The organism is Archangium sp., from assembly GCF_036277355.1.
Taxonomy (GTDB): domain Bacteria; phylum Myxococcota; class Myxococcia; order Myxococcales; family Myxococcaceae; genus Archangium.
In genome coordinates this window covers 1-23,022 of record NZ_DASUNC010000065.1, presented here as the reverse complement: position 1 = coordinate 23,022, position 23,022 = coordinate 1, and the positions used below count along the sequence as shown (strand labels likewise).

Sequence of the window (23,022 nt, the reverse complement as noted above, 5' to 3'; positions counted from 1 at the left end):
TCTCTCGTTTCCTTACTTCAGGCCCTTGATGGCCCGCTTGCCCGCGTAACGCGCACCGGCGCCCAGCTCCTGCTCGATGCGCAGCAGCTGGTTGTACTTGGCGACGCGGTCCGAGCGCGACGCCGAGCCCGTCTTGATCTGCCCGCAGTCGAGCGCCACGGCCAGGTCCGCGATGGTGGTGTCCTCGGTCTCGCCCGAGCGGTGGCTCATCACCGAGGTGTAGCCGGCCTTGTGGGCCATGCGCACCGCGTCGAAGGTCTCGGTGAGGCTGCCGATCTGGTTCACCTTCACCAGGATGGAGTTGGCCACGCCGCCCTGGATGCCGCGGCCCAGGCGCTCCACGTTGGTGACGAAGAGGTCATCGCCCACCAGCTGGATCTTCTCGCCGAGCGCGTCGGTGAGGCCCTTCCAGCCCTCCCAGTCGTCCTCGGCCATGCCGTCCTCGATGGAGACGATGGGGTAGCGCGACACGAGCTGCTGGTAGTAGTCCATCATGCCCTTGGCGTCGAACTCCTTGCCCTCGCCCTTGAGGCGGTACTTCTTCGAGCCCTTGTCGAAGAACTCGCTGGCGGCCACGTCCAGCGCGAGGAACATCTGCTCGCCGGCCTTGAAGCCCGCCGCGGAGATGGCCTCCATGATGAGCTTGAGGGCCTCCTCGTTGGCCGGCAGGTCCGGGGCATAGCCGCCCTCGTCACCCACGCCGGTGGCCAGCTTGCGGCCCTTGAGGATCTTCTTCAGCGCGTGGAAGACCTCGGCGCCCCAGCGCAGGCCCTCGGAGAACGAGGGAGCGCCCGCGGGCACCACCATGAACTCCTGCACGTCCACGCGGGTGTCGGCATGGGCGCCACCGTTGAGGATGTTCATCAGCGGCACCGGCAGGGTGCGCGCCTGGGCCCCGCCCACGTAGCGGTAGAAGGGAACGCCGAAGGCATCCGCCGCCGCGCGCGCCGTGGCCATGGACACCGCGAGGATGGCGTTGGCGCCCAGCTTGCTCTTGGTGGGCGTGCCGTCCATCTCCAGCATCTGCTGGTCCACCGCGAACTGGTCCGCCGCGTCCATGCCCACCAGCTCGGGGGCGATGGTGTCCATGATGTGGGTGACGGCCTTGCGCACGCCCTTGCCCAGGTAGCGATCCTTCTCCCCGTCCCGCAGTTCGAGCGCCTCGTGCTCACCGGTGGAAGCACCGGAGGGTACCGCCGCACGGCCCTTGGCCCCACCCGCCAGGAAAACCTCGGCCTCCACGGTGGGGTTGCCGCGGGAGTCGAGCACTTCACGCGCCACGATTTGAGCAATCTCGGTCATGGCGCGGGGTTCTAGAGGACGGCTCCCGCCCTCGCAAGCTTGCTCGATGGGAGGGCTGCTACACTGTCGGCCCCCTGAAGGCTCTTCCCCCCCTCGCATGCCGCCTCCACGCCGACCCGTCACTCCTGGACCCGACCCCTACCCGAGCCAGCGTGGCCGAGGCGCGCTGCTGGGGCTCGCCGTGGGAGATGCGCTCGGCGTCCCCTTGAAGGCGCGGCTGCTCCCCGCCCCTCCCTTCCCCCAGCTGGCGGACGGGCCGCACCGCGCCCTCAAGGGAGGTGGCCCCTTCGAGCTGCGCAGGGGCCAGGTGGGCGAGAACGGGCAGATGGCGAGCTGCCTGGGCGTGGGCCTGCGCGAGCTGGGCACCTATGACGCGGATCAGCAGCTGCGCCGTTACCTCGCCTGGCAGGGGCACGCCGCCGGCCTGAGCGAGTACATGACCGAGGTGCTGACGGAAGTGGCCGAGTCCGGCCTCCCCAAGGCGACGGCGGGGCGGCGCGTGTGGCTGAAGGGCATGCGGCGCGTGGCCCACAACGGCAGCCTGGCGCGCACCGCGCCCCTCGGCGTCTTCTTCCACGAGGACACCCAGGCCCGCGTCCAGGCCTCGCTCGCGGACTCGGCGCTCACGCACTTCGACCCGCGCTGCCAGCTGGCGTGCGCCGCCTTCAATGGCTCCCTCGCGCACGCCCTCACCGCGGGCGAGCCGTTGAAGAAGGAGGACCTCATCACCGCCGCCATGAGCGGGCTGACGGTGGGCAGTGCGATCCTCGGCCGCTCGGCGGGCGACTACGTCCAGGAAGTCACGGTCGCCACCCAGGCCCTCAAGGAGGACCTGGCCGCGGCCCAGCAGGAGGATCCGATGCTCTACTGGCCGGACCTGCACATGCACCGGAAGCAGGACCACGTGCGGGTGGCCTTCCGGCTGGCCTACTGGGAGGTGCTGCACGCGCCCAGCTTCGAGACCGGACTGCTGGACGTCATCAACCGGGGTGGAGACGCGGACGCGAACGGGGCCGTCGCCGGAGCACTCCTGGGTGCATTCCACGGCGAGGACGCCATCCCGTCCGAGTGGCGGCACGGCGTGCTGGAGGCGTTGGGGCCCGGCTCGGGTCCGCTCGGCTCGCTCTACCACCCCCGCCAGCTGCTGCCGCTGGCGCCGGAGTGAGGCGGCCACAGGTACCAGGAAGCACGAAGCCCGCGTGGGCCGTCCCCGTGACAGGACGTCCACCGCGGGCCTCGGAATGACGCAAGCGGGACCGGCTCAGCCGAGCAGGTCGATGATGATGACGCCGCGCTGCGGCTTCTCGTCGTCGTCGGCGTCGGACCGGCGCTTGGGACGATCCTCGGGCAGCGGCAGCGGGATCTCCAGGGCGGGGCGATCCCGCTCTTCCCGGTTGCGTTCCCGGCGCTTGATTTCCTCGATGATGAAGGCGTCGAGCATGGGTTCGGTTTCTCCACTCAGCCTACGTACCCTGATGTACGCCCGCCATCCCGCTCCTGGTTTCCTGCCACCCTATCGGCTTCTGAGTACTTCAGATGCAAAGTAAGGACCCTGGTTCCTTCTGAATACGCGCAAGCAACCTCGTACGCTTGCCCGTCTACCACCCGGCACCTGGAGTTGGCGGAAATGTCCAGGAAACGATGTGGCCTCGAACCACCGGACGCCGAGAACGTTGACTCGATTCTAATCGAGCCAGCGCCCCCCGCAAGCGCTCCAACCGGACGGAGTCACCGGAACATCCGGAGTGACGGCTCTTGCGGGCTCCGGGCCGTCCACCCGCCTGCCCTCCGGCGGACCGGAGGGCATATGCCGCACAGCGTCGAAGCCGCTAGGCGCCCTCGGCCCGGCGCTTGAGGGCATCCAGCATCTTGGGCAGCGACTGGTCCACCAGGGCGTTGAGGATGGACTTGGGGACCAGGGGGCCCACGGTCACATCCACGCTGTAGGTGACCTTGGTGCGGCCCTCGCCTTCCGGCTCCAGCACCCAGCTGCCCTTGTTGTCCTTCATCACCTCGCCCTCCAGGAAGGACCAGGACATCCGCTTGGGCCGCTCCTCGCGGGCGAGGATGGTGTAGTGGATGGTCTTGATCTTGAAGTCCACCTCGTAGTGGATCTTCACCTCGTCGCCCTTGCGATCCGAGGTGCGGATCTTCTTCACCTCGCCGAGCCACTCGGGGTAGCGGTCGTAGGTGGTGACGATGTCGTAGACCTTCTCGGGCGGGGCGTTGACGACGATGCTCCGTGAGGCGCCAGGCATGGTGCGGGTCTCCTCGATGGGGGTTGCCTAGAAGTTGTAACCCGGCTTGCTGTCCAGGCGGTGACGAGACTGGATGAAACGCACCGTTCCGGTCTTGCTGCGCATGACCACCGAGTGCGTCTCGCAGCCGTTGCCGAAGAAGCGCACGCCGCGCAGGAAGTCGCCGGTGGTGACGCCGGAGGCGGCGAACATCACCTCGCCGCCCGCCAGCTCCTCGGCCGTGTAGATCTTCGAGATGTCGGTGATGCCCATGCGTTTGGCGCGGGCGATCTCGTCGTTGTTGCGAGGCACCAGGCGGCCCTGCATGTCGCCGCCCGTGGAGCGGATGGCCGCGGCGGTGATGACGCCCTCGGGGGCGCCGCCGATGCCCATCAGCACGTCCACGCCGGTGTCCTCGAAGCAGGTGGCGATGCCGCCGGCCACGTCTCCGTCATCGATGAGGCGGATGCGCGCGCCCGCGGCCCGCACCTCCTTGATGAGGTCCGCGTGCCGCTCGCGGTCGAGGATGACCACGGTGAGATCCGACACGTAGAGCTTCATCCGCTCCGCGATGGCGTGGAGGTTCTCGGTGGGGCTGCGGCGCAGGTCGATGGCGCCCCGGGCGCGGGGGCCCACGACGATCTTCTCCATGTAGGTGTCCGGCGCGTTGAGCAGCTTGCCCTTGCCGGCCATGGCCACCACGGAGATGCTGCCCGGACGGCCGTAGGCGCACAGGTTGGTGCCCTCGAGCGGATCCAACGCGATGTCCACCTCGGGATCCTCGGGGTTGCGCCGGCCCACCTTCTCGCCGATGTAGAGCATGGGGGCCTCATCGCGCTCGCCCTCGCCGATGACCACGGTGCCCTGGATCTGCAGGGCGTCGAAGGCCCGGCGCATGGCGTCCACGGCGGCCTGATCCGACTCGTTCTTGTGGCCGCGGCCCATGAGCCGGGCGGAGGCGATGGCCGCCATCTCGGTGACGCGCACGGCCTCCATTGCCAGGTTGCGATCCATTGTGTGTCTCCTTGGAAACGACGTGAAGAAGTGGGGACTCAGGGCGATTCGTGCAACAGGCGCACGACCGCGTCCGGCAGGCGGGTGGGCTTGCCATCGCGGCCCACGCAGGCGTGCACGGTGCGCCCGGTGCACAGGGGGGTATCCGGGCCCCCCTCGCGGAAGATCTCGTAGGTGAACGTCAGCGACACCCGCTTTACCTCGCTCACGCAGGGGCGCACGAGCAGCATGTCCTCGTAGCGAGCGGGCGACTTATAGGAGGCAGTGGCCTCCACCACGGGCAGGGAGAGCCCCTCGCGCTCCACCTCGCGGTAGCTGCCTCCGCGGGAGCGGAAGTACTCACTGCGAGCGAACTCGAAGTAGCGGAAATAATTGGCGTGATACACGACCCCCATCTGGTCCGTGTCGCCGTAGATCACTCGGATTCGTGCTTCGACCATGAGTCGCGGCGACCGTAACAGGGGAGTGTGCGCCCGGAAAGCATGGGGCTCGGGAGTTGGTTGCTTCTGAGCAAGAGGCATGGAGGATCCATATCCATGCTCCGTGTCCTGTTCCCGCTGCTGCTGCTCACCGCCCTACCCGCCCTGGCCACGCCCCCCCGTTTGACGCTCTTCATCACGGTGGATGCGATGGGCTCGGATCTGCTGCTGCGCACGAAGCCGCGCCTCAAGGGAGGGCTGCGGCAGCTCATCGACTCGGGGGCCTTCTACCCGTACGCGCGCTATGGCTACGCCAAGCCGCGCACCGCGCCGGGCCATACCACCCTGGCCACCGGGGCCAACCCCTGGCGCCACGGCATCGTGGACAATCGGATCATCGACCGGGCCACGGGCAAGCCCGAGCGCGTCTTCCCGGATCCAGCGCACCCGGTGTTGGAGGCGCCCCTCTCCCAGGAGGACGTGAGCCCGGCCAACCTCATGGCGGAGACGTTCGCGGACCGGCTGCGGCTGTCCACGCAGGAGCAGGGCAAGGTCATCGCGTTGTCGGGCAAGGCGCGCTCGGCCATCCCGCTGGCGGGCCGGCTCGGCCAGGCCTACTGGTTCGACGAGACGGTGGGAAAGTTCACCACGGGCACCTGGTACACGAAGGAGTTGCCGGGCTGGCTGAAGGCCTTCAACGCGGCCAACCCCGCCGAGGCGTGGTTCAACAAGACGTGGGAGCCGCTGCTGCCCCGCACCGCGTACGTGGGGGAGGATGACCGGCCCTACGAGGGCGAGCACTACGGGCTGGGGCGTGTGTTTCCGCATCCCCTCACCGGCGGCCTCCCCTCCCCTGGCCCCCAGTCCTATACCGCGTTCGCCATCTCCCCCCTGTCCATGGACCTGGTGGTGAAGGCGGCCCGGGCGGCCATCGAGGGCGAGAACCTGGGCAAGGACGAGGTGCCGGACGTGCTCACGGTGAGCTTCAGCGCCACGGATCGCGTCTTCCACCAGTACGGCCCCAACTCGTGGGAGATGCAGGACACGATGCACCGGCTGGACAAGGCGGTGGGAGATCTGGTGGCCCTGGCCGAGCGCGCCGCGGGCGGGCGGGCCAACCTCCTGGTGGTGCTCTCGGCGGACCACGGCGGCGCGGCGGTGCCCGAGCACTGGGCGGCCTCGGGCGTGGATGCCGAGCGGGTGGATCCGCGAGCCCTCTCCAAGGGGTTGACCGAGGCGCTGCGCGCGCGGTTCGGCGGAGACGTCACGGCCACCGTCGAGGAGCTGGACGTGTACCTGGGCGGCAAGACGCTGGAAGGAGGCAAGGTGGACGGGGCGGCGGTGCGGCGGGCCGCGGCGGCCTGGCTGGCGAAGCAGCCGGCCATCACGCTGGCGGTGGCGAGCGACGACCTCTACACGACGCCGGACGTGGCGGGGTGGGTGGAGCCCCTGCGCAAGGGCTACTACCCGGGGCGCAGTGGCGACGTGCTGTACGTGGTGAAGCCCTTCCACGTCATCAGCGCCGAGTCCGTCGGCACCAACCACGGCACCCCGTACGCGTACGATCAGCTCGTGCCCCTCGTGCTGGCGGGCAAGGGAGTGAAGCCGGGCATCTACCCGCGGGAGATCAGCACCACGGACGTGGCGCCCACCGTGGCGGCGGCGCTGGAGATGAACCTCCCCGCGTCGGCCGAGGGAGAGCCTCGTTACGAAGCCCTCGTCCCCAGCCGCTGAGCGGACGGCCTACCGCGCCTGGACGATCTCCAGGGAGAGGTCCATGGCGCGCGCCGAGTGGGTGAGCGCGCCCATGGACACGAAGTCCACGCCGAGCTTCGCCAGACGAGGCAGGCGCTCCAGGGTGATGCCGCCGGAGACCTCGAGCGGGATGCGGCCGGCCGTGAGCTCCACGGCGCGGCGGATCTGCTCGTCGTCCATGTTGTCGAGCATCACCACGTCCGCACCCTCCTCCAGCGCCTCGGCGAGCTGATCGAGGTGGGTGACCTCGATTTCGATCTTCACCAGTTGAGGCGCGTTGGTGCGGGCGCGGCGGAGCGCCTCGCGGACGGAGCCGCCCACGGCCGCGATGTGGTTGTCCTTGATGAGGACGCCATCGAAGAGGCCGAAGCGGTGGTTGAAGGCACCACCGGCCTTCACGGCCTGCTTGGACAGCGAGCGCATGCCGGGGGCGGTCTTCCGCGTGTCGAGGATGCGCAGCTTGGTGCCGCGCACCGCGGCCATGACCTGCTGGGCCATGGTGGCCATGCCCGAGGTGCGCTGGACGATGTTGAGGGCGGTGCGCTCGGCGGTGAGGAGCGCACGCATGCGGCCGTGAACCCGGGCCACGAGGGCCTTGGGTTGCACCTCCTGTCCGTCGCGCGCGAGGAGCTCGACCTTGACGTCGGGATCCACGCGCACGAAGACGCGGGCGAAGGTGTCCAGCCCGGCGAGCACGAGCCGCTCCTTGGCGATGAGCTCGGCGGAGCCCATGGCGTCCGCGGGGACGAGGGCTTCGGTGGTGATGTCGCCCGCCGCCCCGAGGTCTTCCTCCAGGGCGAGCGAGATGAGGCGATCCAGGAAGGCATCCATGTGAGTCGCGTCTCCGATCGAGGTCAGCGCCGGGCCTTGGCCGGAGCCTTCTTGGCCGCGGCCTTCTTCGCCGGTGCCTTGCTGGCAACAGCCTTCTTGGCCGGAGCCTTCTTGGCTGGAGCCTTCTTGGCCGCGGCCTTCTTCACCGGAGCCGCCTTCTTGGCCGCCGCCTTCTTCACGGGGGCCGCCTTCTTGGCTGCTGCCTTCTTCACAGGAGCCGCCTTCTTGGCTGGAGCCTTCTTGGCCGCCGCCTTCTTCACGGGGGCCGCCTTCTTGGCCGCCGCCTTCTGTGCCGGCTTCGGAGGCGGAGCCGGCTTCGGGGCCGGAGTCGGCTTCGGAGTCGGGGTTGGAGTCGGCTTCGGGGTCGGAGTCGGCTTCGGCTTCGGGGCCGGAGTCGGCTTTGGGGCCGGGGCTGGGGTCGGCTTCGGGACCGGAGCCGCCTTCTTGGCGGGGGCCTTCTTCTCCGCCGAAGCCCTGACGGGCGAGGCCTCGGGGGCGACCTTGGCCTTCACCTCGCCCTGGGCGGTGTCGCCCTTGCGCTCGGCCCTGGCCGGAGCCTCTCCGGCTTCCGCCTCTCCGATCGCGTGGCCGTCCCCGTCGTCCTCGTCGAACTCCTCGTCGATGGCCTCGAACTCCTCGTCGTCCTCGTCCACGACGGTCGTCGTCTCGACGGCACCCGCTTCGGTCTCCACGGCCTCGGCCTCGACGGCACCCGCCTCGGCCTTGACGACCTCACCCTCTGCGTCCGCCTTGCTGGCGCTGGGCTCGGGAGCCGGCGTCTCGGCCTCGGCGGGCGTGCTCGTGTCGGGAGCGAGCCGCTTCAGGCTGTCCTGCAGCTTGGAGATGCGCGCCGTGAGCTCCTCGACGCGGGCCTTGTCCTTCTCCACCACGTCCGGAGGCGCCTTGGCGACGAAGTTGGGGTTGTCCAGCTTGCGCTGGATGCCGCCCAGTTCCTGCTCGGAGCGGGAGATCTCCTTGGTGAGGCGCTCGCGCTCGGCATCCACGTCGATGAGGCCGGCGAGCGGGACGAAGACCTCCATCCGCGGGCCCACGAAGGCCGCGGACTGCGCGGGCTTGGGTCCCGGAGCGGAAATCCGCAGCTCGCCCAGGCCGGCCAGGGGCATCAGGTAGCCGCGCGAGCGCTCGAGCAGCTCGCGGGTGCGCGCATCCGCGCTCTGCACGTACGCGGTGATGCGGGCCGAGGGCGGCAGGTTGCTCTCGCCGCGGATGTTGCGCAGGCCCTCGATGGCGGCGATGACCGGGCCCATCTGCTCCTCGGCGGCGGCGTCCACGAGCTGCGCATCCGGCTCGGGGTACGAGGCGATCATGAGGGAGTCGGTCTCCCGCTCCATCGGCAGCTTCTGCCAGATCTCCTCGGTGATGAAGGGCATGAAGGGGTGGAGCAGCCGGAGGATGCGGTCCAGGCAGAAGACGAGCACCGCGCGGGTGTTGTCCTTGGCCTTGGCGTCCTCACCGTAGAGCGCGCCCTTGGCCAGCTCGATGTACCAGTCACAGAACTCGGCCCAGAGGAACTGGTAGAGGGTGGAGGCGGCCTCGCCGAAGTTGTAGGCCTCGAGCGCGGTGCGGGTCTCCGTGGTGGCGCGCTGCAGCCGGGAGATGATCCACCGGTCCGCCAGGGTGAGCTCGCGATCGGTGATGCGCCTCTCGTTCTCGAGCTTGAAGTCGCCCATGTTCATCAGGGCGAAGCGGCTGGCGTTCCACAGCTTGTTGGCGAAGGCCTTGTAGCCGGCCACGCGATCCAGCGAGAGCTTGATGTCGCGGCCCTGCTGGGTGAGCGAGGCCAGGGTGAAGCGCAGCGCGTCCGCGCCGTGGGCGGGCATGCCCTGGGGGAACTTGTTGCGCAGGTTCTTGTTGAGCTGATCGGCCGGAGCGCCCAGGACGATGTCGAGGGGATCGATCACGTTCCCCTTCGTCTTGGACATCTTCTCGCCCTTCTCGTCGCGCACCATCGCGTGCAGGTACACGGTGCGGAAGGGCACGTCCTTCATGAAGTGCAGGCCGAACATCATCATCCGGGCGACCCAGAAGAAGAGGATGTCGTGGCCCGTCTCCATGACGGAGTTGGGGTAGTAGGCCTTCAGCTCGGGGGTCTGCTCGGGCCAGCCCAGGGTGCTGAAGGGCCACAGGCCCGAGGAGAACCACGTGTCGAGCACGTCCGGGTCCTGCTCCAGGCGAGAGCCGCCGCACTTGGGGCACGCCTCCGGCGCGGTGCGTGAGACGTGGGGCTCGGCGCGCGAGTAGTCGATGCCGCCGGTGGCCTCCAGGCGCGGGCTGCACTCGGCGCAGTACCAGGCCGGAATCTGGTGGCCCCACCACAGCTGGCGGCTGATGGTCCAGTCGTGGATGTTGCGCATCCAGTGGAAGTACGTGTTCGTCCACGACTCCGGGATGATCTTCGTGCGGCCCTGCTCCACCGCCTCGATGGCGGGCCTGGCGAGCGGCTCGATCTTCACGAACCACTGCGGAGACAGGCGCGGCTCCACCACGGTGGCGCAGCGCTGGCAGCCGCCCACGGACAGCTTGTGCGGCTCCTCCTTCTCCAGCAGGCCCTGGGCGGTGAGGTCCTCGAGGATCTTCTTGCGCGCGGCGAAGCGCTCCAGGCCCGCGTACGCACCGCCCTCCTTGTTGATGCGCGCGGCCTCGTCCAGGACGTTGAGCATGGGCAGGTGGTGCCGCAGGCCCGTCTGGTAGTCGTTGAAGTCATGGGCGGGCGTCACCTTCACCACGCCGGTGCCGAAGGCCGGATCCACCAGCTCGGCGTCGGCGATGATGGGGATTTCGCGGCCGGTGAGCGGCAGCACCACGAACTGGCCGGCGAGCCCCTGGTAGCGCTCGTCGTCGGGGTGGATGGCCACGGCGGTGTCGCCGAGCATCGTCTCCGGGCGGGTGGTGGCGACGGTGAGCTTCCGGTCGCTGCCCTTCACCGGGTACTGGATGTGCCAGAGCGAGCCCTGCTTCTCCTCGTGCTCGACCTCCAGGTCGCTGAGGGCGGTGTGGCACGAGGGGCACCAGTTGATGAGCTTCTGGGCGCGGTAGATGAGGCCCTCTTCGTACAGGCGGACGAAGACCTCGCGCACCGCGGCCGAGACACCCGGATCCATGGTGAAGCGCTCGCGGCTCCAGTCCAGGCTGGCGCCGAGCACCTTGTGCTGCTCGCGGATGCGGTTGCCGTACTTGTTCTTCCACTCCCAGACGCGCTCGAGGAACTTCTCGCGGCCCAGGTCGTGGCGGGACTTCTTCTCCTTCTCCTTGAGCTCGCGCTCCACCACCATCTGCGTGGCGATGCCGGCGTGGTCCGTGCCAGGCACCCAGAGGGCGTTGAAGCCGCTCATGCGCTTCCACCGGATGAGGATGTCCTGGATGGTGGCGGTGAGCGCGTGGCCCAGGTGGAGGCTGCCCGTCACGTTGGGCGGCGGCAGCACGATGCAGAAGGCGGGCTTGTCGGACGCGGGGTCGGCGCGGAAGTAGTTCCGCTCCATCCAGCAGGCGTACCAGCGAGCCTCGACCTCCTTCGGGTCATAGGCCTTGGGCAGTTCGGTCGTATCGCTCATGGAAAACGAGAACCGGCCCACGCGGGCCGGTGGAAGGACCGGCCCGACGAGGGCCGGTCGGGGTGAGAAAGCAGCTACGAAGATGGGAGCTCAGTGCTTCGTCTCGCGGTCCTTGATCAACCGCTCCAGCTCCTCGCGGATGATCGTCTCGGCCAGCTGGGGAACGACCTCCCAGGCGATCTTCTCGATGACCTCGCGGGAGGCCTTGGAGAGGGCCTCGCGCAGCAGGGCCTCGCCACCATCGGCGGCGGGAGCGTGCCGGGCCTCCGCGACGGGCGCCGGAGTGCGGGCCGGCGCCGGAGCGATGGGCTCGGGCTCATCGAGCGAGAGCTCCTCCAGGCCACTGGCCTCGGCCGGCTCCTCGATGGGAGCGGGCTGGGCCGCGGGGGCACCCAGACCGAACGGATCCCTGCCGCGGCCCGCGGCGGGAGGCGCCGCCGTGGGCAGCGCCGTGGCACCCGGAGGACGAGGCAGACCGCCCGTCGGCATGCCCGCGGTGGGAGAGGCCCCAGGCCCCGGCATTCCCGGACGCGGCATGCCCGGAGCGCCCGGACCCGGCGGCATGCCCGGTCCCGGAGGACGCGCCATGCCCGGAGCACCCGGACCCGGCGGCATGCCCGGTCCCGGCATCCCCGGACGAGGACCCGGACCCGGCGGCATGCCCGGCCCCGGAGGACGCGCCATGCCCGGAGCGCCCGGCCCCGGCGGCATGCCCGGCCCCGGCATCCCCGGACGAGGACCCGGCCCCGGCGGCATGCCCGGCCCCGGAGGACGCGCCATGCCCGGAGCACCCGGCCCCGGGGGCACACCCGGACCCGGCATGCCCGGCCCCGGAGGACGCGGCACGCCAGGGCCCGGAGGACCGGCGGGACGCTGCGGCTGCGGGGCGGCGGTGGGGCCACTGGAGATGACCTGGGTGGCGGCGGAGGCGGGCATGGTGTTGGACTTCTGCCCCACCAGCGTCTTCACCTTGTCGAGCAGCACCTGGCTCTCGAAGGGCTTGGTGATGTGGTCGTCCGCCCTGGCCGCACGCGCACGGGCCTCGTCGAAGGCCTCGAAGGTACCGGCCAGCAACAGCACGGGGATGCTCTGCGTGGCCGGATCGTTCTTGAGTGCCTCGCAGACCTCGTAGCCGTTCTTGCCCGGCATCATCACATCCGCGAGCACCACGTCCGGACGCAGCTCGCGCGACCGGGTGATGGCGTCCAGCCCGTTGTCGACCGCGGTGACCTGAAAGTCCTCGGTCGCGAAGATCATCCCGATCACCTTGCGGATGGTGAGCGAGTCATCGGCGACCAGCAGATTCTTGGGCATCGGTTCGGGCCTCGGGGGTCCAAACCCCCTGGAATTCGGTGAGAAATCGGGACGATGCGTCCCACTGTCAAGCCGGGCAGCTTACGGTTGGGCACCCGGGCCTTCAAGAAAACAAGCGGCTGCTCAAGAAAACATGCGCCGCAGGTCCAGAAAGAGCACGGGGCCGGGCACGCCGGGCGCGGTGAACTCCCCCGGCTCCCCTGCGGGCTCGAAGCGGGGGTGGACGCCCAGCACGCGCGAGGCGCACAGCCCCAGGCTCCGGCCCTCCAGCTCGGCCAGCACCAGGAAGTCCTCCGCCCGGGAGGGGCCTCCCAGCAGCGCCGGCGCCGAGTACAGGGGCCAGAGCGCCTGGCCATGGGGCATGACGCCCGCGACCGCCCCACTCCGCCCCGGCAGCGCGCTGAAGGCGGGCCCGCGCATCACCACCTGGGACACCCAGGACAGTGGGACACCAAACAAACGCCCCTGCGACTCGAAGACGAGCGAGCGTTCAGGCGCCAACTCGGTGAGCCGTACGGGGAGCTGCGGAGGGGGGCGCACGGTGCCGGGCTCGTGGGGGAGCGCCTCGGCGTTGATCTCCAGGTAGAGCCGCTCCTTGTGGAGCACGGCGCTGCGGCTGAGCGCGGCCAGCGTGCCGCCCAGGCCCGTGGGCAGCAGGAAGTGGGGAGCCGGGGCCACGTCCGTCACCTCGACGATGGAGCGGACGCGGACGGCCAGCGTGGGGCTGACGTCGAAGACCACGACCATGCCCGGGGTCTGCTCCGGCTCGCCGCCGAGCAGCACGGACAAGTCCTTCACCTCGAGCACACCGCGCAGACTGGTCTCATCGGGTCCCGGCGCGGCGACCTCCATGACGGAGGTGGCCTCGACGGAGAAGCGGGTGTCGCCCGCTTCCATCAGGAGACAGAGCCGGCGTCCGCTTTCGTAGGGAGGCACGGAGGCAGGCTAGCAGCCCCGGAGCCGGGGTGGTAAGCCCTTCGGTGAGATGGCGCGCCTCCTCCTCGTGGATGACGAAAAAATCGCCCGGGCCCTGTACGGCGACTACCTGCGTGGGGTGGGCCACGACGTCACCGCCGTGGCCAGCGTCCAGGAGGTCAAGGAGGCGCTGGCCCAGGCCCCCTACGACGTGGTGGTGACGGACCTCATCCTCCCCACCGGGGACGGGATGGAGGTGCTGCGCCACACCAAGGAGCACTACCCGGGCATCGAGGTGATCGTCATCACCGGCCTGGACAAGGTGGATCCGGCGGTGCGCGCGATCAAGAGCGGGGCCTCCGAGTACCTCGTCAAGCCGGTGGCGCCCGAGGTGCTCCAGCACGCCGTGAACCGGGCGCTCGCCACGCGCGAGCTGCTGACGGAGAACGCGGCGCTGCGCCGGTACGTCTCCCTGTTGGAAACGGGACAGCGCATCTCCACCACGCTCGACCGGGCCCGGCTGACGGAGACCGCCTGCGCCGCCTTCCTCTCCAGGGCCTCGGCCGGCGCCGCCCTGCTGTTCCAGTGTGATGGCAGCGGCCGGACGCGGCTGCTGGGCACCCAGGGGCTGAGCAGTCAGACGCAGGAGGCCACCCTCATCACCTCCGTGGCGCCGCGGCTGGGCACGTCCCGGGAGGTGCGGGTGCTGGAGGGGCTGCCGGGCCTCTGGCCGCGCGCCCTCGCCGTGCCCGCCATCGAGGGGGAGGATCTGCTCGGCCATGCCGTCCTCCTCTACCCCGGCTCTCCGCCCGAGGGCATCGCCGAGGCCACGGGCTTCCTCGCCCGCTGTCTGGCGCTCGCCCTGCGCAACCTGGGCCGCATCGCCGAGGTGGAGGACCTGGCCTACCTGGACGACCTCACCCACCTCTTCAACACGCGCTACCTGCACCTGGTGCTGGACCGCGAGGTGAAGAGCGCCCAGCAGACCCAGGGCGTCTTCAGCCTCCTCTTCCTGGACCTGGACTACTTCAAGAGCGTCAACGACACCCACGGGCACCTGGTGGGCTCGCAGTTGCTGGTGGAGATGGCGCGGGTGCTCAAGGGGTGCGTGAGAGACAGGGACGTGGCGGTGCGCTACGGCGGCGACGAGTACGTGGTGCTGCTGCGGGGTACCGACTCGGGCGGGGCGCTGAAGGTGGCCGAGCGCATCCGGCGCACCGTGGAGAACCACCGCTTCCTCGCGCGCGAGGGCCACTCGTTGGCGCTCTCCACCTGCATCGGCATGGCCAGCTTCCCCGAGCACGCGCAGGACAAGGCCACGCTGTTGGACCTGGCGGATCGCGCCATGTACCGGGGCAAGAAGGGCAGCCGCAACGTCGTCTACATGGCGGCCCGCGACTTGGAGGCCACGCCCCAGGCCCGCCACAGCCAGCCCACCGGAAGCTGAGCCGGGCTCAGCGCCGCAGCGAGCCCACCGTCAGCCGCTTGTCCAGGCCGGGCTCGGGCGCGGCGGAGCCCCCGCCCCCCCCCTCGCCCGCGGACTCCACCGCCTCGTGCGAGGCGCCGGAGACGATGAGCCGGTACTTTTCCGACATCACCTTGATGTGCTCGGCCTGGGCGGGATCCAGGCGGGCGATCAGCTCCCAGAAGAGCGCGGCGTGCTCGCGCTCCTCGTCCATGACGTGACGGAGGATGGCCTTGGCGTCCTCGTTGTCCGTGGCGTCGATGTGGGCGGCGTAGAGGTTGATGGCGTCCAGCTCCGCCTCCATGTCCAGGCGGATGGCGCGGGCCAGCTCCGAGTCCGTCAACTTCCTGGGCACCATCGCGTGGAAGGGATTGGTCTGCGGCATGAAGGACTCCCCGGGCACATACGGTGAGTATGAGCGGAAGGTGTGGCGCCAGCAGCATCCGTGCGCCAGGGGCCGCTGGTCAACGGATTCCAGCGGCTCGCGTTGCGGCCGGGCGGGTGGCTCGGCCATGCTGATGAACCATGGACATCCCGGTCCCGCTCGCGCACCTGCTGCAGGCCCTGGAGGCGGGAGATCTGCCGGCGGCGAAGGCCGCCGCCGCGGAGCTGCAACGCACCAGCACGGTCTCCACCCAGCTCGCGGCCGAAGTGCTCCACGAGCTCCGCCAGCCGCTGTTGGGGGTGAAGGCCTATACCCAGATGCTGTCCGAGGAGATCGGCACGCGCGGCCCCCTGAAGCAGATGCTGGCCCAGGTGGAGCGGATGGAGCAGATCATCTCCGACTTCACCCGGCTGGCCAGCGAGCGCCCCGCGCCGCAGCAGGCCGTGTCGCTGGTGACGCACGTGCAGGCGGCGACGCGCGCCTTCGGCCTCAACCCGGACTCCGCCCGCGTCACGCTCCAGGTGGAGGCGCCCGAGGACCTGACCGTCCAGGGCAATGGCCGGCTGCTGGAGCAGCTCACCCTCAACCTGCTCAACAACGCGCGCGACGCGGTGTCGGGGCCGGGGCGCGTGAAGGTGGTGCTGGGGCGCGAGGGAACGTCGCCGGTGATGTACGTGGCGGACTGGGGCCCGGGCGTCTCCGAGGCCGTGCGCCACCGCCTCTTCGAGCCCTATGTGACGGGCAACAAGCGCGGCACCGGGCTGGGGCTCGCGGTGTGCCGGCGCATCGCGCAGGAGCACCATGCGCGGCTGGAGCTCGTCCCCTCCTCGGTGCTGGCGGCTCAACCTCCGCCCACCACCGTCTTCCGCGTCCTCTTCCCCGCCCCGGGCTCGCTCCCGGTGGCCTCCCCCTGCCCTGCCCCGGGCGCCCCCGCGCCCACGCAGGCCCCCGCGCGCCGCCGCCTGCTGGTGGTGGATGACGAGGAGATCATCCGCAGCGTCTTCAAGGACCTGATGGGCCGGGAGTGCGAGGTGCTCGAGGCCGCCACCGCCGAGGACGCGCTCGAGCAGCTGAAGCGGGGAGCGGTGGACCTCATCGTCACGGACAAGAACCTGCCGGGCCTCTCGGGCCTGGAGCTGGCGCAGCAGGCGCGCCGGTTGGATCCCCACTCGCGCGTCATCCTGATGACGGGCTACCCCTCGCTGGTGACGGCGCAGCAGGCCATGGAGCTGGGGCTGCTGGACTACCTGCTCAAGCCCTTCGACGACATCCGCGAGGTGCGCACGAAGCTGCGCGAGGCCCTCACGCAAGCCGCGCCCCCCCGGCGGGCACAGCCCCCGGCGAGCCGCCGCGTGGACGTCTTCGAGGAGAGCCCCGCCGCGGCCCGGCGGCTCACCGAGGCGCTCGCCCTGCTGGGACTGGAGGCGCGGGTGCTGACGGGCGCGCCCGCGGAGCCCACCGCGGAGGCCCCGGCGGCCGTGGTGGTGAGCTGGGAGCTGCCTGGCGCCTACGGGAAACAGGCGTTGGACCTGGCGCGGAAGCAGGCCCGGGGAGCCCCCTTCGTGGTGCTCGCCGGGTACCTCTCGCAGGAGCTGGTGCTGGAGGCCCTGCGCGCGGGTGCGTCCGGGTGCCTGCCCCGGGACCTGGATGCCCGGGAGCTCGGCCACGAGCTGTCCCGCCTCCTGGGCGCTCCCTCTCCCTCTGGGAGAGGGCCGGGGTGAGGGTCTTCCCTCCGCGTCCACCGAGTCCCCGAAACACCACGGCCCCGAGCACCTCCTCGAGGGAGGCACCCGGGGCCGGGAGCTCAGCTCAAGTCACTGAAGCTCAGTACTCCAGATCGTCGCCGCCGTAGTCCGGGGCGCCGCCAGCCGCCGCGCCCTTGGCCTTCTTCTTGGGACGATCGGCGACCATGGCCTCGGTGGTCAGCAGCAGCGAGGCGACGGAGGCGGCGTTCTGCAGCGCGGTGCGCTCCACCTTGGTGGGGTCGATGACGCCGGCCTTCTCCAGGTCCTCGAACACGTCCGTGCGGGCGTTGTAGCCGAACGCGCCCTGGCCCTCGCGGACCTTGTTGATGATGACGGCGCCCTCGAGGCCCGCGTTGGAGGCGATCTTCCGCAGCGGCTCCTGCAGGGCCTTGCGGATGATGTCCACGCCGAAGTCCTGCTCCCCGCCCAGCTTCATCTTGTCCAGGGCGGCCAGGGTGCGCAGGTAGGCCACGCCGCCGCCGGGGACGATGCCCTCCTCCACGGCCGCGCGGGTGGCGTGCAGCGCGTCCTCGACGCGGGCCTTCTTCTCCTTCATCTCCGTCTCGGTCGCGGCGCCCACGTGGATGACGGCCACGCCGCCGGCCAGCTTCGCCAGCCGCTCCTGCAGCTTCTCGCGATCGTAGTCGCTGGTGGTCGTCTCCATCTGGCCGCGGATCAGCTTGATGCGGCCCTCGATGGCCTCGCGCTTGCCGGCACCGTCGACGATGGTGGTGTTGTCCTTGTCGATGGTGATGCGCTTGGCGCGGCCCAGGTCGTTGAGCGTGAGGGCGTCGAACTTGTGGCCCAGCTCCTCGCTCACCACCGTGCCACCCGTCAGCGTGGCGATGTCCTGCAGCATCTCCTTGCGGCGATCACCGAAGCCCGGGGCCTTCACGGCGGCCACGTTCAGCACGCCGCGGATCTTGTTCACCACCAGGGTGGCCAGGGCCTCGCCCTCCACGTCCTCGGCGATGATCAGCAGCGGCTTGCCCGAGCGCGCCACCTGCTCGAGCACGGGGATGAGGTCCTGCATCGCCGAGACCTTCTTCTCGCTGATGAGCAGGTAGGCGTCATCCAGCACGGCCTCCATGCGGTCCCGGTTGGTGACGAAGTAGGGGGACACGTAGCCGCGGTCGAACTGCATGCCCTCGACCACGTCCAGCGTCGTCTCCAGGCCCTTGCCCTCCTCCACCGTGATGACGCCCTCCTTGCCCACCTTCTCCATGGCGTCGGCGATGATGGTGCCGATCGTCTCGTCGCCGTTGGCGGAGATGGTGCCCACCTGGGCAATGGCCTTCTTGTCGGCCGTGGGCTTGGACAGCTTCTTCAGCTCGGCGACCACCGTCTCCACGGCCTTGTCGATGCCGCGCTTGAGGTCCATCGGACTGTGGCCGGCGGCCACCAGCTTCAGGCCCTCCTCGTAGATGGCCCGGGCCAGCACCGTGGCCGTCGTGGTGCCGTCACCGGCCTTGTCCGATGTCTTGGACGCCACCTCCTTGACCATCTGGGCGCCCATGTTCTCGAACTTGTTCTCGAGATCGATCTCCTTGGCGACCGTCACACCGTCCTTGGTCACCGTGGGCGAGCCGAACGACTTCTCGATCACCACGTTGCGGCCCTTGGGACCGAGCGTCACCGCCACCGCGTCCGAGAGGGTGCGCACGCCGCGCAGGATCGCCTCGCGGGCGGACTGGTGGAAGAAGATCTCCTTGGCTGCCATCGTAACCTCCTGAAAAAATTGAAGAATGGACTACGCGGGCCGGGGTGCGGGGATTAGCACTCGGCCCAGGCGAGCGCCAAAATAAGAGCCGGCCCCGGGTTGTCAACACGGAAGGAAGTGGCTGTGGGGGAGCGGACGGCCCGGGTGGAGGGCGGGCTACTCGGCGAAGCGCACGAGGTTGAGAAGCTGATTGAAGTCCAGGGGCTTCTCCAGCGTCATGGCCACGCCCTTGCGCAGGCCCTTGTCGTGCACGTTGCCATCGGCGTTGCCCGTCATGAGGATGACGGAGGTGCCCTGGTGACGGGGGTCCGCCTTGAGCATCTCGGTGAACTGGATGCCGTCCATGTGGGGCATCCGGTAGTCACTGATGACGAGGCCCACTTCGTGACGCTCGAGGATGTCGAGGGCCTGCAAGGCGTCTGCCGCGGAATAGACGGTGTAGCCGTGCTTCTCCAGGAACCGAGAGAGCAGCGTGCACAGCTCGACGTCATCATCCACGACCAGAATGTTCACGGGCCCTTACGAGGGAGGCAGGGGGCCGCGGAACGTAACAGCCGTGACGCACGTTGACAACGCGCGGAAGGGGTTCGTATGTCGCCGCACATGGGGAAGCGTACGTCGAAGCAGGCGGCGCCGTCGGACGTGGAGGTTCGGCTCGACGGGGTGGCGGCGGCATTTGAAGAGGGCGCCTACGAGGAGGCCCTGGCCGGAGCGGAGGCGCTGCTGGCCAAGGCCCCGGGGCTGCCGGAGGCCCTGCACTGGCGCTCGGCCACCCTGGCGGAGCTGGGGCGGATGGAGGAGGCCCTGGAGGCATACGGGAAAGCCCTCAAGGCGGCCCCGGATGACCTCGAATTGCTGCTCGGGGCGGCCGAGTGCCTGGTGTGCCGGGCGGGAGACGACCGCGAGGCGGTGGAGGAGGGCCTGGAGCTGTGCGCCCGGGGCCGGAAGCTGGCCCAGCGGGCGGGCGACGTGGAGCTGCTCTTCGAGTTCCTCCTGTTGGAGGGCACCGGGCTGAACCAGGTGGGCGAGTGTGCGCGGGCGATGGGGAGCCTGGACGCGGCGCTGGGGCACGTGCCGAGGTCGGTGGAGGCGCGGCTGGAGCGGGCGATTGCCCTGTTCGAGCTGTGCCGGTTCGAGGAGGCGCAGGCGGCGTTCGAGGAGGTGTTGAGGGACGCGGCGGACGAGCCGTGGGCGCACCACTACCTGGGACTGCTGGCGGAGCGGCGGGGAGATGGGAAGGAGGCGCGCAAGCGGTTCGGGAAGGCGCAGGCGGTGGCGCCCCAGGAGTTCCCCCCGCCGGTGGAGCTGGGCGAGGAGGCCTTCGACAAGGCGGTGGAGGACGCGGTGAAGGCGCTGCCCGGGCACGTGAAGGAGTACCTGGACAACGTCACCATCGCGGTGGAGGAGATTCCCAAGGACGAGGATCTGCTGGGGGAGAGTCCGCCGCTGTCGCCGTGCATCCTGGGGGTGTTCCGGGGCTCGCCGGTGGGCGAGCGCCACAGCATCCTGGGGAACTTCGACCCCTACCCCGCGTCCATCGTGCTGTACCAGAAGAACCTGGAGCGCTTCGCGAAGACGCGCGAGGAGCTCCTCGAGCAGATCGGCATCACGGTGATGCACGAGGTCGGGCATTTGATGGGGCTGGACGAGGATGACTTGTGGCAGCGCGGGTTGGATTGAAACGCGGCGTTGACGCGGGAGGCACGGCCCGGCAGTAATCGCGAGTGGTAGGACCTCCGGACCTGGTGGCCGGCCCGGTCTTCAAAACCGGTGGGGGGCATGGAGACATGTCCCTGGGAGGTTCGATTCCTCTGTCCTACCGACCCCTATTCTCCTCTAAGAATGGGCGTTTGCGGCGGGTGAGCCCTTGGGCCCAGGTGTTCACCAGCGTTCGGGGGCGTCCGTTCGATTACGTCCCTTTTACGTCCCTCAAGAGGGCAGCCCCTTCGCTTTCATCCCTCATAGGGAAGTGCGCTCGGAAGCAATGATGCCGGGCATGCGGCTGCGCTCGTAGAACGAGCACGCGGGGCCTTGGGTCGGTCGCGATCCAGCCTTCATGCGCTGGTGGGACTCACGAAGTCTCTCGGGTCACAAGAGAGACGGGGCCAGAACCGCATGGTAGAAGCGGTGCGCATGTCGAGCTCATTTCTGGCGGTCTCTGGATTTGAGGCACTCGTCCGCCGCCTCGCTGAAGGAGCCAAGCACGTACCGGGGAGACGCGCGATCGCATGGTCCATCTCGAGAGGGGGAACCGCTCGCCGCGAAATCACCGACGGCTGCGTGGTGGTACTGGCCGAGGACATCGAACGCTGTCTCGCCGACCCCTGGTGGTCACGGTGTTTCGATGCCATCTGGCTGGAGCTGCCCCACCTTCCTTCGGAGCGCACCGTCCGGCGCACCCTGCGCGCACTGCTCGACCCGGGCCTCGTGGTCGATTTGCTGTTGGTCCAGTCCAGCCCTTCCGATAGCTCCCCCCTCGATGCCACTCGAATGCTGGCCCAGAACCTCCAGCTGCCCCTGAGGATCCTGCTCGACGAGGCGGGGTTGATGACGAGCCTCACGACCGCGCCGCCCGCCGCCCCGAGGGCGCTGGAGGGCCCTCCCCTCTCGATCGAAGATCTTCGCAACGACGTCGAGAGCTTCCGCTCCGCTCTGGTGTGGACGGCTAAGCACCTGCGCCGCGGTGAGCTCTGGTACACGCGCCGCAAGAAGTTCGATCGGCTGCTTCCCCATCTACTTCAGCGCATGCTCGCCGCCCACGCGTGGGCAACGGCCCGGGCCCGGACGTCTCCCGACGGCCTGCACCTCGAGACCTGGGCCGATCCGCGCGCCCTTGCCGCGCTCGCTCAGGTATTTCCCCGTCATGACCTGGTCGCCTTGGCCCGCTCGCTCCTGCACGTCATGAAGCTATATCGCTGGCTTACCGATGAGACTGCAAAGGCGCTCGCGGAACCGCTCACCCGTCCGACGGATGAACGTGTGTATGACTGGGTGGAATTATGCATCGTGCCCTTGCTGGCACAACCAGACCGGCAGACGCCCAGCGCACCGCGAGAGGACGGCGGTGCCGGCCTGGCGCCGATGGAGGCATTCCTGCACCGGCTCATCCAGTGGGCGGAAGCCACCCCCGACATCCGAGCCCTGCTGCTGTTCGGCTCCCATGCCGTCGACGGCCGGGCGGACCGGTGGTCGGATCTCGACATCATCGTGCTCTCAAGCAACCCGGATCGATACCTCGATGACGAAGCGTGGCTGCGCACCTTCGGCAATCTCTGGTCTGCCACGATGTACCGGCACAGCCCGCCGGAGAAGGGAATGCCGGACCCTCTCGGCGGACACCTCGTCAGGGCGTTGTACGAAGACGCGCTCGAGTGCGATATGGTGATGAGCACCGTCCCGGTACCGGGCGCCTCCCTGCCAGATAAGATCAAGATGACCCTGCAGGGGGACCACCGGCTCCTGCTGGACAAGGACAGCCTCTTGCGCTCCGTTCCCGTGACGAGCGAAGCCAGGGATCGCACCCGCCGACCACCGTCCTGCTACGAATTCCAGCGCACCGTCTCCGACGTCCTGCTGGCCGCGACCGAGGCCGCGAAGTGGCTGCACGTGGGTGAGGTGTGGTTCCCTTGCTTCTGGCTGCTCAACGAATCCATGAAGTTCACCCTGCTCGCCCGCATGCTCGAATGGCACGCGAGTTCCGTCTCTGGCTGGGCCCACGACATGCCCGAGCGTCGCTTCGAGCAATGGGTGGATCGCCGTTGGCTCGAGCGGGTACCGCAGTGGTTTCCGACCTACGACGCGCAGTCGGCGTCCGCCGTGCTGCTGGAGTTGCTAGAGGTATTCGCCTCGGCGGCGAACGAACTGGCGACCGCGTTGGGCCATCCGGTTCCGGGCCCCCAATTCGACCGTGTGAGCCAGTGGATCCGCACCACGCTCCCGGCGCCCGCCCGCCCTTCCCGTGAATGACGACTATGGTCGAGTGCCGCCTCTGCCGGTTGTAGAAGACCTCAATGTATTAGAAGAGGGCCCGCCGCGTCTGCTCGTGCGTGACGAAGTCCGTGGTGTAAACGAGTTCTTGCTTCAGTGCGCAGAAGAAGCTCTCCACCACGGCGTTGTCCCAACAGTTGCCCCGACGCGACATGCGGCACTGGCTGCCTCGTGCAGCCAGCGCCCGTTGGTAGTCCTCGCTGGCGTACTGGCGTAAGCCTCCGATCCAGCCCAGGTAGTGCAGGTGCTCGAGGAGCCGCAGAGTGCGCGGCGCGATGACGACGAGCACAGCGACGACGAAGGCGGAGCCAGCGTGGTTGGAAGCAGCACGGCGGCCGAGGTGGACACCGGAGATAGCGGC

At 69.4% G+C, this 23,022-nt stretch carries 18 protein-coding genes, 1 tRNA gene and 1 pseudogene; 7 read left to right on the top strand and 13 right to left on the bottom strand.

The genetic code is table 11. The features are described 5' to 3' along the window. Positions 1 to 12 precede the first annotated feature (12 nt). On the bottom strand, positions 13 to 1,302 hold the full coding sequence (gene eno / locus VFZ09_RS17745; protein ID WP_329728772.1) for a phosphopyruvate hydratase: 1,290 nt from the start codon (positions 1,300 to 1,302) through the stop codon (positions 13 to 15). 46 nt (positions 1,303 to 1,348) lie between these two features. Between eno and VFZ09_RS17740 the strand changes: the two genes are divergently transcribed. Further along, positions 1,349 to 2,467, top strand: coding sequence for an ADP-ribosylglycohydrolase family protein (locus tag VFZ09_RS17740; RefSeq protein WP_329728771.1), 1,119 nt, complete (start codon positions 1,349 to 1,351; stop codon positions 2,465 to 2,467). Positions 2,468 to 2,563: 96 nt separating this feature from the next. Here the strand turns inward: VFZ09_RS17740 and VFZ09_RS17735 are convergent, their stop codons facing one another. The 4 genes from VFZ09_RS17735 to VFZ09_RS17720 form a co-directional block, all read right to left on the bottom strand. Then, positions 2,564 to 2,743, bottom strand: coding sequence for a hypothetical protein (locus VFZ09_RS17735; protein ID WP_047857058.1), 180 nt, complete (start codon positions 2,741 to 2,743; stop codon positions 2,564 to 2,566). A gap of 388 nt (positions 2,744 to 3,131) precedes the next feature. Beyond that, positions 3,132 to 3,560, bottom strand: coding sequence for an SRPBCC family protein (locus VFZ09_RS17730; RefSeq protein WP_329728770.1), 429 nt, complete (start codon positions 3,558 to 3,560; stop codon positions 3,132 to 3,134). Between the two features lie 27 nt (positions 3,561 to 3,587). Next, positions 3,588 to 4,553 carry a class II fructose-bisphosphatase gene (gene glpX / locus VFZ09_RS17725; protein WP_329728769.1) on the bottom strand — a complete coding sequence of 322 codons (966 nt, stop codon included), beginning with the start codon at positions 4,551 to 4,553 and terminating at the stop codon, positions 3,588 to 3,590. A 38-nt stretch (positions 4,554 to 4,591) separates the two neighbouring features. Next, positions 4,592 to 4,993 carry a thioesterase family protein gene (locus tag VFZ09_RS17720; protein WP_329728768.1) on the bottom strand — a complete coding sequence of 134 codons (402 nt, stop codon included), beginning with the start codon at positions 4,991 to 4,993 and terminating at the stop codon, positions 4,592 to 4,594. A gap of 96 nt (positions 4,994 to 5,089) precedes the next feature. Here VFZ09_RS17720 and VFZ09_RS17715 point away from each other — a divergent pair, with 96 nt between their 5' ends. After that, complete coding sequence (locus VFZ09_RS17715) at positions 5,090 to 6,706, top strand: alkaline phosphatase family protein (RefSeq protein ID WP_329728767.1); 1,617 nt, start codon at positions 5,090 to 5,092, stop codon at positions 6,704 to 6,706. Between the two features lie 9 nt (positions 6,707 to 6,715). Here the strand turns inward: VFZ09_RS17715 and nadC are convergent, their stop codons facing one another. The 4 genes from nadC to VFZ09_RS17695 all read right to left on the bottom strand — a co-directional run bounded on the left by nadC (position 6,716) and on the right by VFZ09_RS17695 (position 13,380). Continuing rightward, positions 6,716 to 7,558, bottom strand: a complete 843-nt coding sequence (gene nadC / locus VFZ09_RS17710; RefSeq protein WP_329728766.1) for a carboxylating nicotinate-nucleotide diphosphorylase — start codon at positions 7,556 to 7,558, stop codon at positions 6,716 to 6,718. Positions 7,559 to 7,581: 23 nt separating this feature from the next. Then, complete coding sequence (locus tag VFZ09_RS17705) at positions 7,582 to 11,130, bottom strand: valine--tRNA ligase (protein WP_329728765.1); 3,549 nt, start codon at positions 11,128 to 11,130, stop codon at positions 7,582 to 7,584. A gap of 90 nt (positions 11,131 to 11,220) precedes the next feature. Then, positions 11,221 to 12,444 carry a response regulator gene (locus VFZ09_RS17700; protein WP_329728764.1) on the bottom strand — a complete coding sequence of 408 codons (1,224 nt, stop codon included), beginning with the start codon at positions 12,442 to 12,444 and terminating at the stop codon, positions 11,221 to 11,223. A 123-nt stretch (positions 12,445 to 12,567) separates the two neighbouring features. Then, positions 12,568 to 13,380 (bottom strand): chemotaxis protein CheW, encoded by an 813-nt coding sequence (locus tag VFZ09_RS17695; RefSeq protein WP_329728763.1) that lies wholly within the window; start codon positions 13,378 to 13,380, stop codon positions 12,568 to 12,570. A 49-nt stretch (positions 13,381 to 13,429) separates the two neighbouring features. Between VFZ09_RS17695 and VFZ09_RS17690 the strand changes: the two genes are divergently transcribed. After that, a complete protein-coding gene (locus tag VFZ09_RS17690) occupies positions 13,430 to 14,806 on the top strand; it encodes a diguanylate cyclase (protein ID WP_329728762.1) in 1,377 nt (458 codons plus the stop codon). 7 nt (positions 14,807 to 14,813) lie between these two features. Here VFZ09_RS17690 and VFZ09_RS17685 read toward each other — a convergent pair whose 3' ends face one another. Beyond that, positions 14,814 to 15,209 (bottom strand): demethoxyubiquinone hydroxylase family protein, encoded by a 396-nt coding sequence (locus tag VFZ09_RS17685; protein ID WP_329728761.1) that lies wholly within the window; start codon positions 15,207 to 15,209, stop codon positions 14,814 to 14,816. A gap of 140 nt (positions 15,210 to 15,349) precedes the next feature. Between VFZ09_RS17685 and sinK the strand changes: the two genes are divergently transcribed. Continuing rightward, positions 15,350 to 16,930, top strand: coding sequence for a hybrid histidine protein kinase/response regulator SinK (gene sinK, locus VFZ09_RS17680; protein WP_329728760.1), 1,581 nt, complete (start codon positions 15,350 to 15,352; stop codon positions 16,928 to 16,930). 103 nt (positions 16,931 to 17,033) lie between these two features. Here the strand turns inward: sinK and groL are convergent, their stop codons facing one another. Both groL and VFZ09_RS17670 read right to left on the bottom strand, forming a co-directional pair. Further along, positions 17,034 to 18,674, bottom strand: a complete 1,641-nt coding sequence (gene groL / locus VFZ09_RS17675) for a chaperonin GroEL (RefSeq protein ID WP_329728759.1) — start codon at positions 18,672 to 18,674, stop codon at positions 17,034 to 17,036. Between the two features lie 156 nt (positions 18,675 to 18,830). Next, on the bottom strand, positions 18,831 to 19,187 hold the full coding sequence (locus tag VFZ09_RS17670) for a response regulator (RefSeq protein WP_073563930.1): 357 nt from the start codon (positions 19,185 to 19,187) through the stop codon (positions 18,831 to 18,833). Between the two features lie 90 nt (positions 19,188 to 19,277). On the opposite strand from VFZ09_RS17670, the gene VFZ09_RS17665 reads away from it, so the two are divergent. The 3 genes from VFZ09_RS17665 to VFZ09_RS17655 all read left to right on the top strand — a co-directional run bounded on the left by VFZ09_RS17665 (position 19,278) and on the right by VFZ09_RS17655 (position 22,640). Then, on the top strand, positions 19,278 to 20,354 hold the full coding sequence (locus tag VFZ09_RS17665) for a metallopeptidase family protein (RefSeq protein WP_329728758.1): 1,077 nt from the start codon (positions 19,278 to 19,280) through the stop codon (positions 20,352 to 20,354). A gap of 46 nt (positions 20,355 to 20,400) precedes the next feature. Beyond that, a tRNA-Sec gene (locus VFZ09_RS17660) sits at positions 20,401 to 20,496 on the top strand. A 293-nt stretch (positions 20,497 to 20,789) separates the two neighbouring features. Continuing rightward, complete coding sequence (locus tag VFZ09_RS17655) at positions 20,790 to 22,640, top strand: aminoglycoside 6-adenylyltransferase (protein WP_329728757.1); 1,851 nt, start codon at positions 20,790 to 20,792, stop codon at positions 22,638 to 22,640. A gap of 52 nt (positions 22,641 to 22,692) precedes the next feature. Here the strand turns inward: VFZ09_RS17655 and VFZ09_RS17650 are convergent. Continuing rightward, positions 22,693 to 23,022 (bottom strand): annotated as a pseudogene (locus VFZ09_RS17650) (integrase core domain-containing protein); the annotation flags it as partial.

What these genes read in the sequence shown, in the direction of transcription:
- eno (WP_329728772.1), bottom strand. Translation starts at nt 1,302, where the DNA reads ATGACCGAGATTGCTCAAATCGTGGCGCGTGAAGTGCTCGACTCCCGC.
- VFZ09_RS17740 (WP_329728771.1), top strand. Translation starts at nt 1,349, where the DNA reads ATGGGAGGGCTGCTACACTGTCGGCCCCCTGAAGGCTCTTCCCCCCCT.
- VFZ09_RS17735 (WP_047857058.1), bottom strand. Translation starts at nt 2,743, where the DNA reads ATGCTCGACGCCTTCATCATCGAGGAAATCAAGCGCCGGGAACGCAAC.
- VFZ09_RS17730 (WP_329728770.1), bottom strand. Translation starts at nt 3,560, where the DNA reads ATGCCTGGCGCCTCACGGAGCATCGTCGTCAACGCCCCGCCCGAGAAG.
- glpX (WP_329728769.1), bottom strand. Translation starts at nt 4,553, where the DNA reads ATGGATCGCAACCTGGCAATGGAGGCCGTGCGCGTCACCGAGATGGCG.
- VFZ09_RS17720 (WP_329728768.1), bottom strand. Translation starts at nt 4,993, where the DNA reads ATGGTCGAAGCACGAATCCGAGTGATCTACGGCGACACGGACCAGATG.
- VFZ09_RS17715 (WP_329728767.1), top strand. Translation starts at nt 5,090, where the DNA reads ATGCTCCGTGTCCTGTTCCCGCTGCTGCTGCTCACCGCCCTACCCGCC.
- nadC (WP_329728766.1), bottom strand. Translation starts at nt 7,558, where the DNA reads ATGGATGCCTTCCTGGATCGCCTCATCTCGCTCGCCCTGGAGGAAGAC.
- VFZ09_RS17705 (WP_329728765.1), bottom strand. Translation starts at nt 11,130, where the DNA reads ATGAGCGATACGACCGAACTGCCCAAGGCCTATGACCCGAAGGAGGTC.
- VFZ09_RS17700 (WP_329728764.1), bottom strand. Translation starts at nt 12,444, where the DNA reads ATGCCCAAGAATCTGCTGGTCGCCGATGACTCGCTCACCATCCGCAAG.
- VFZ09_RS17690 (WP_329728762.1), top strand. Translation starts at nt 13,430, where the DNA reads ATGGCGCGCCTCCTCCTCGTGGATGACGAAAAAATCGCCCGGGCCCTG.
- VFZ09_RS17685 (WP_329728761.1), bottom strand. Translation starts at nt 15,209, where the DNA reads ATGCCGCAGACCAATCCCTTCCACGCGATGGTGCCCAGGAAGTTGACG.
- sinK (WP_329728760.1), top strand. Translation starts at nt 15,350, where the DNA reads ATGGACATCCCGGTCCCGCTCGCGCACCTGCTGCAGGCCCTGGAGGCG.
- groL (WP_329728759.1), bottom strand. Translation starts at nt 18,674, where the DNA reads ATGGCAGCCAAGGAGATCTTCTTCCACCAGTCCGCCCGCGAGGCGATC.
- VFZ09_RS17665 (WP_329728758.1), top strand. Translation starts at nt 19,278, where the DNA reads ATGGGGAAGCGTACGTCGAAGCAGGCGGCGCCGTCGGACGTGGAGGTT.
- VFZ09_RS17655 (WP_329728757.1), top strand. Translation starts at nt 20,790, where the DNA reads ATGGTAGAAGCGGTGCGCATGTCGAGCTCATTTCTGGCGGTCTCTGGA.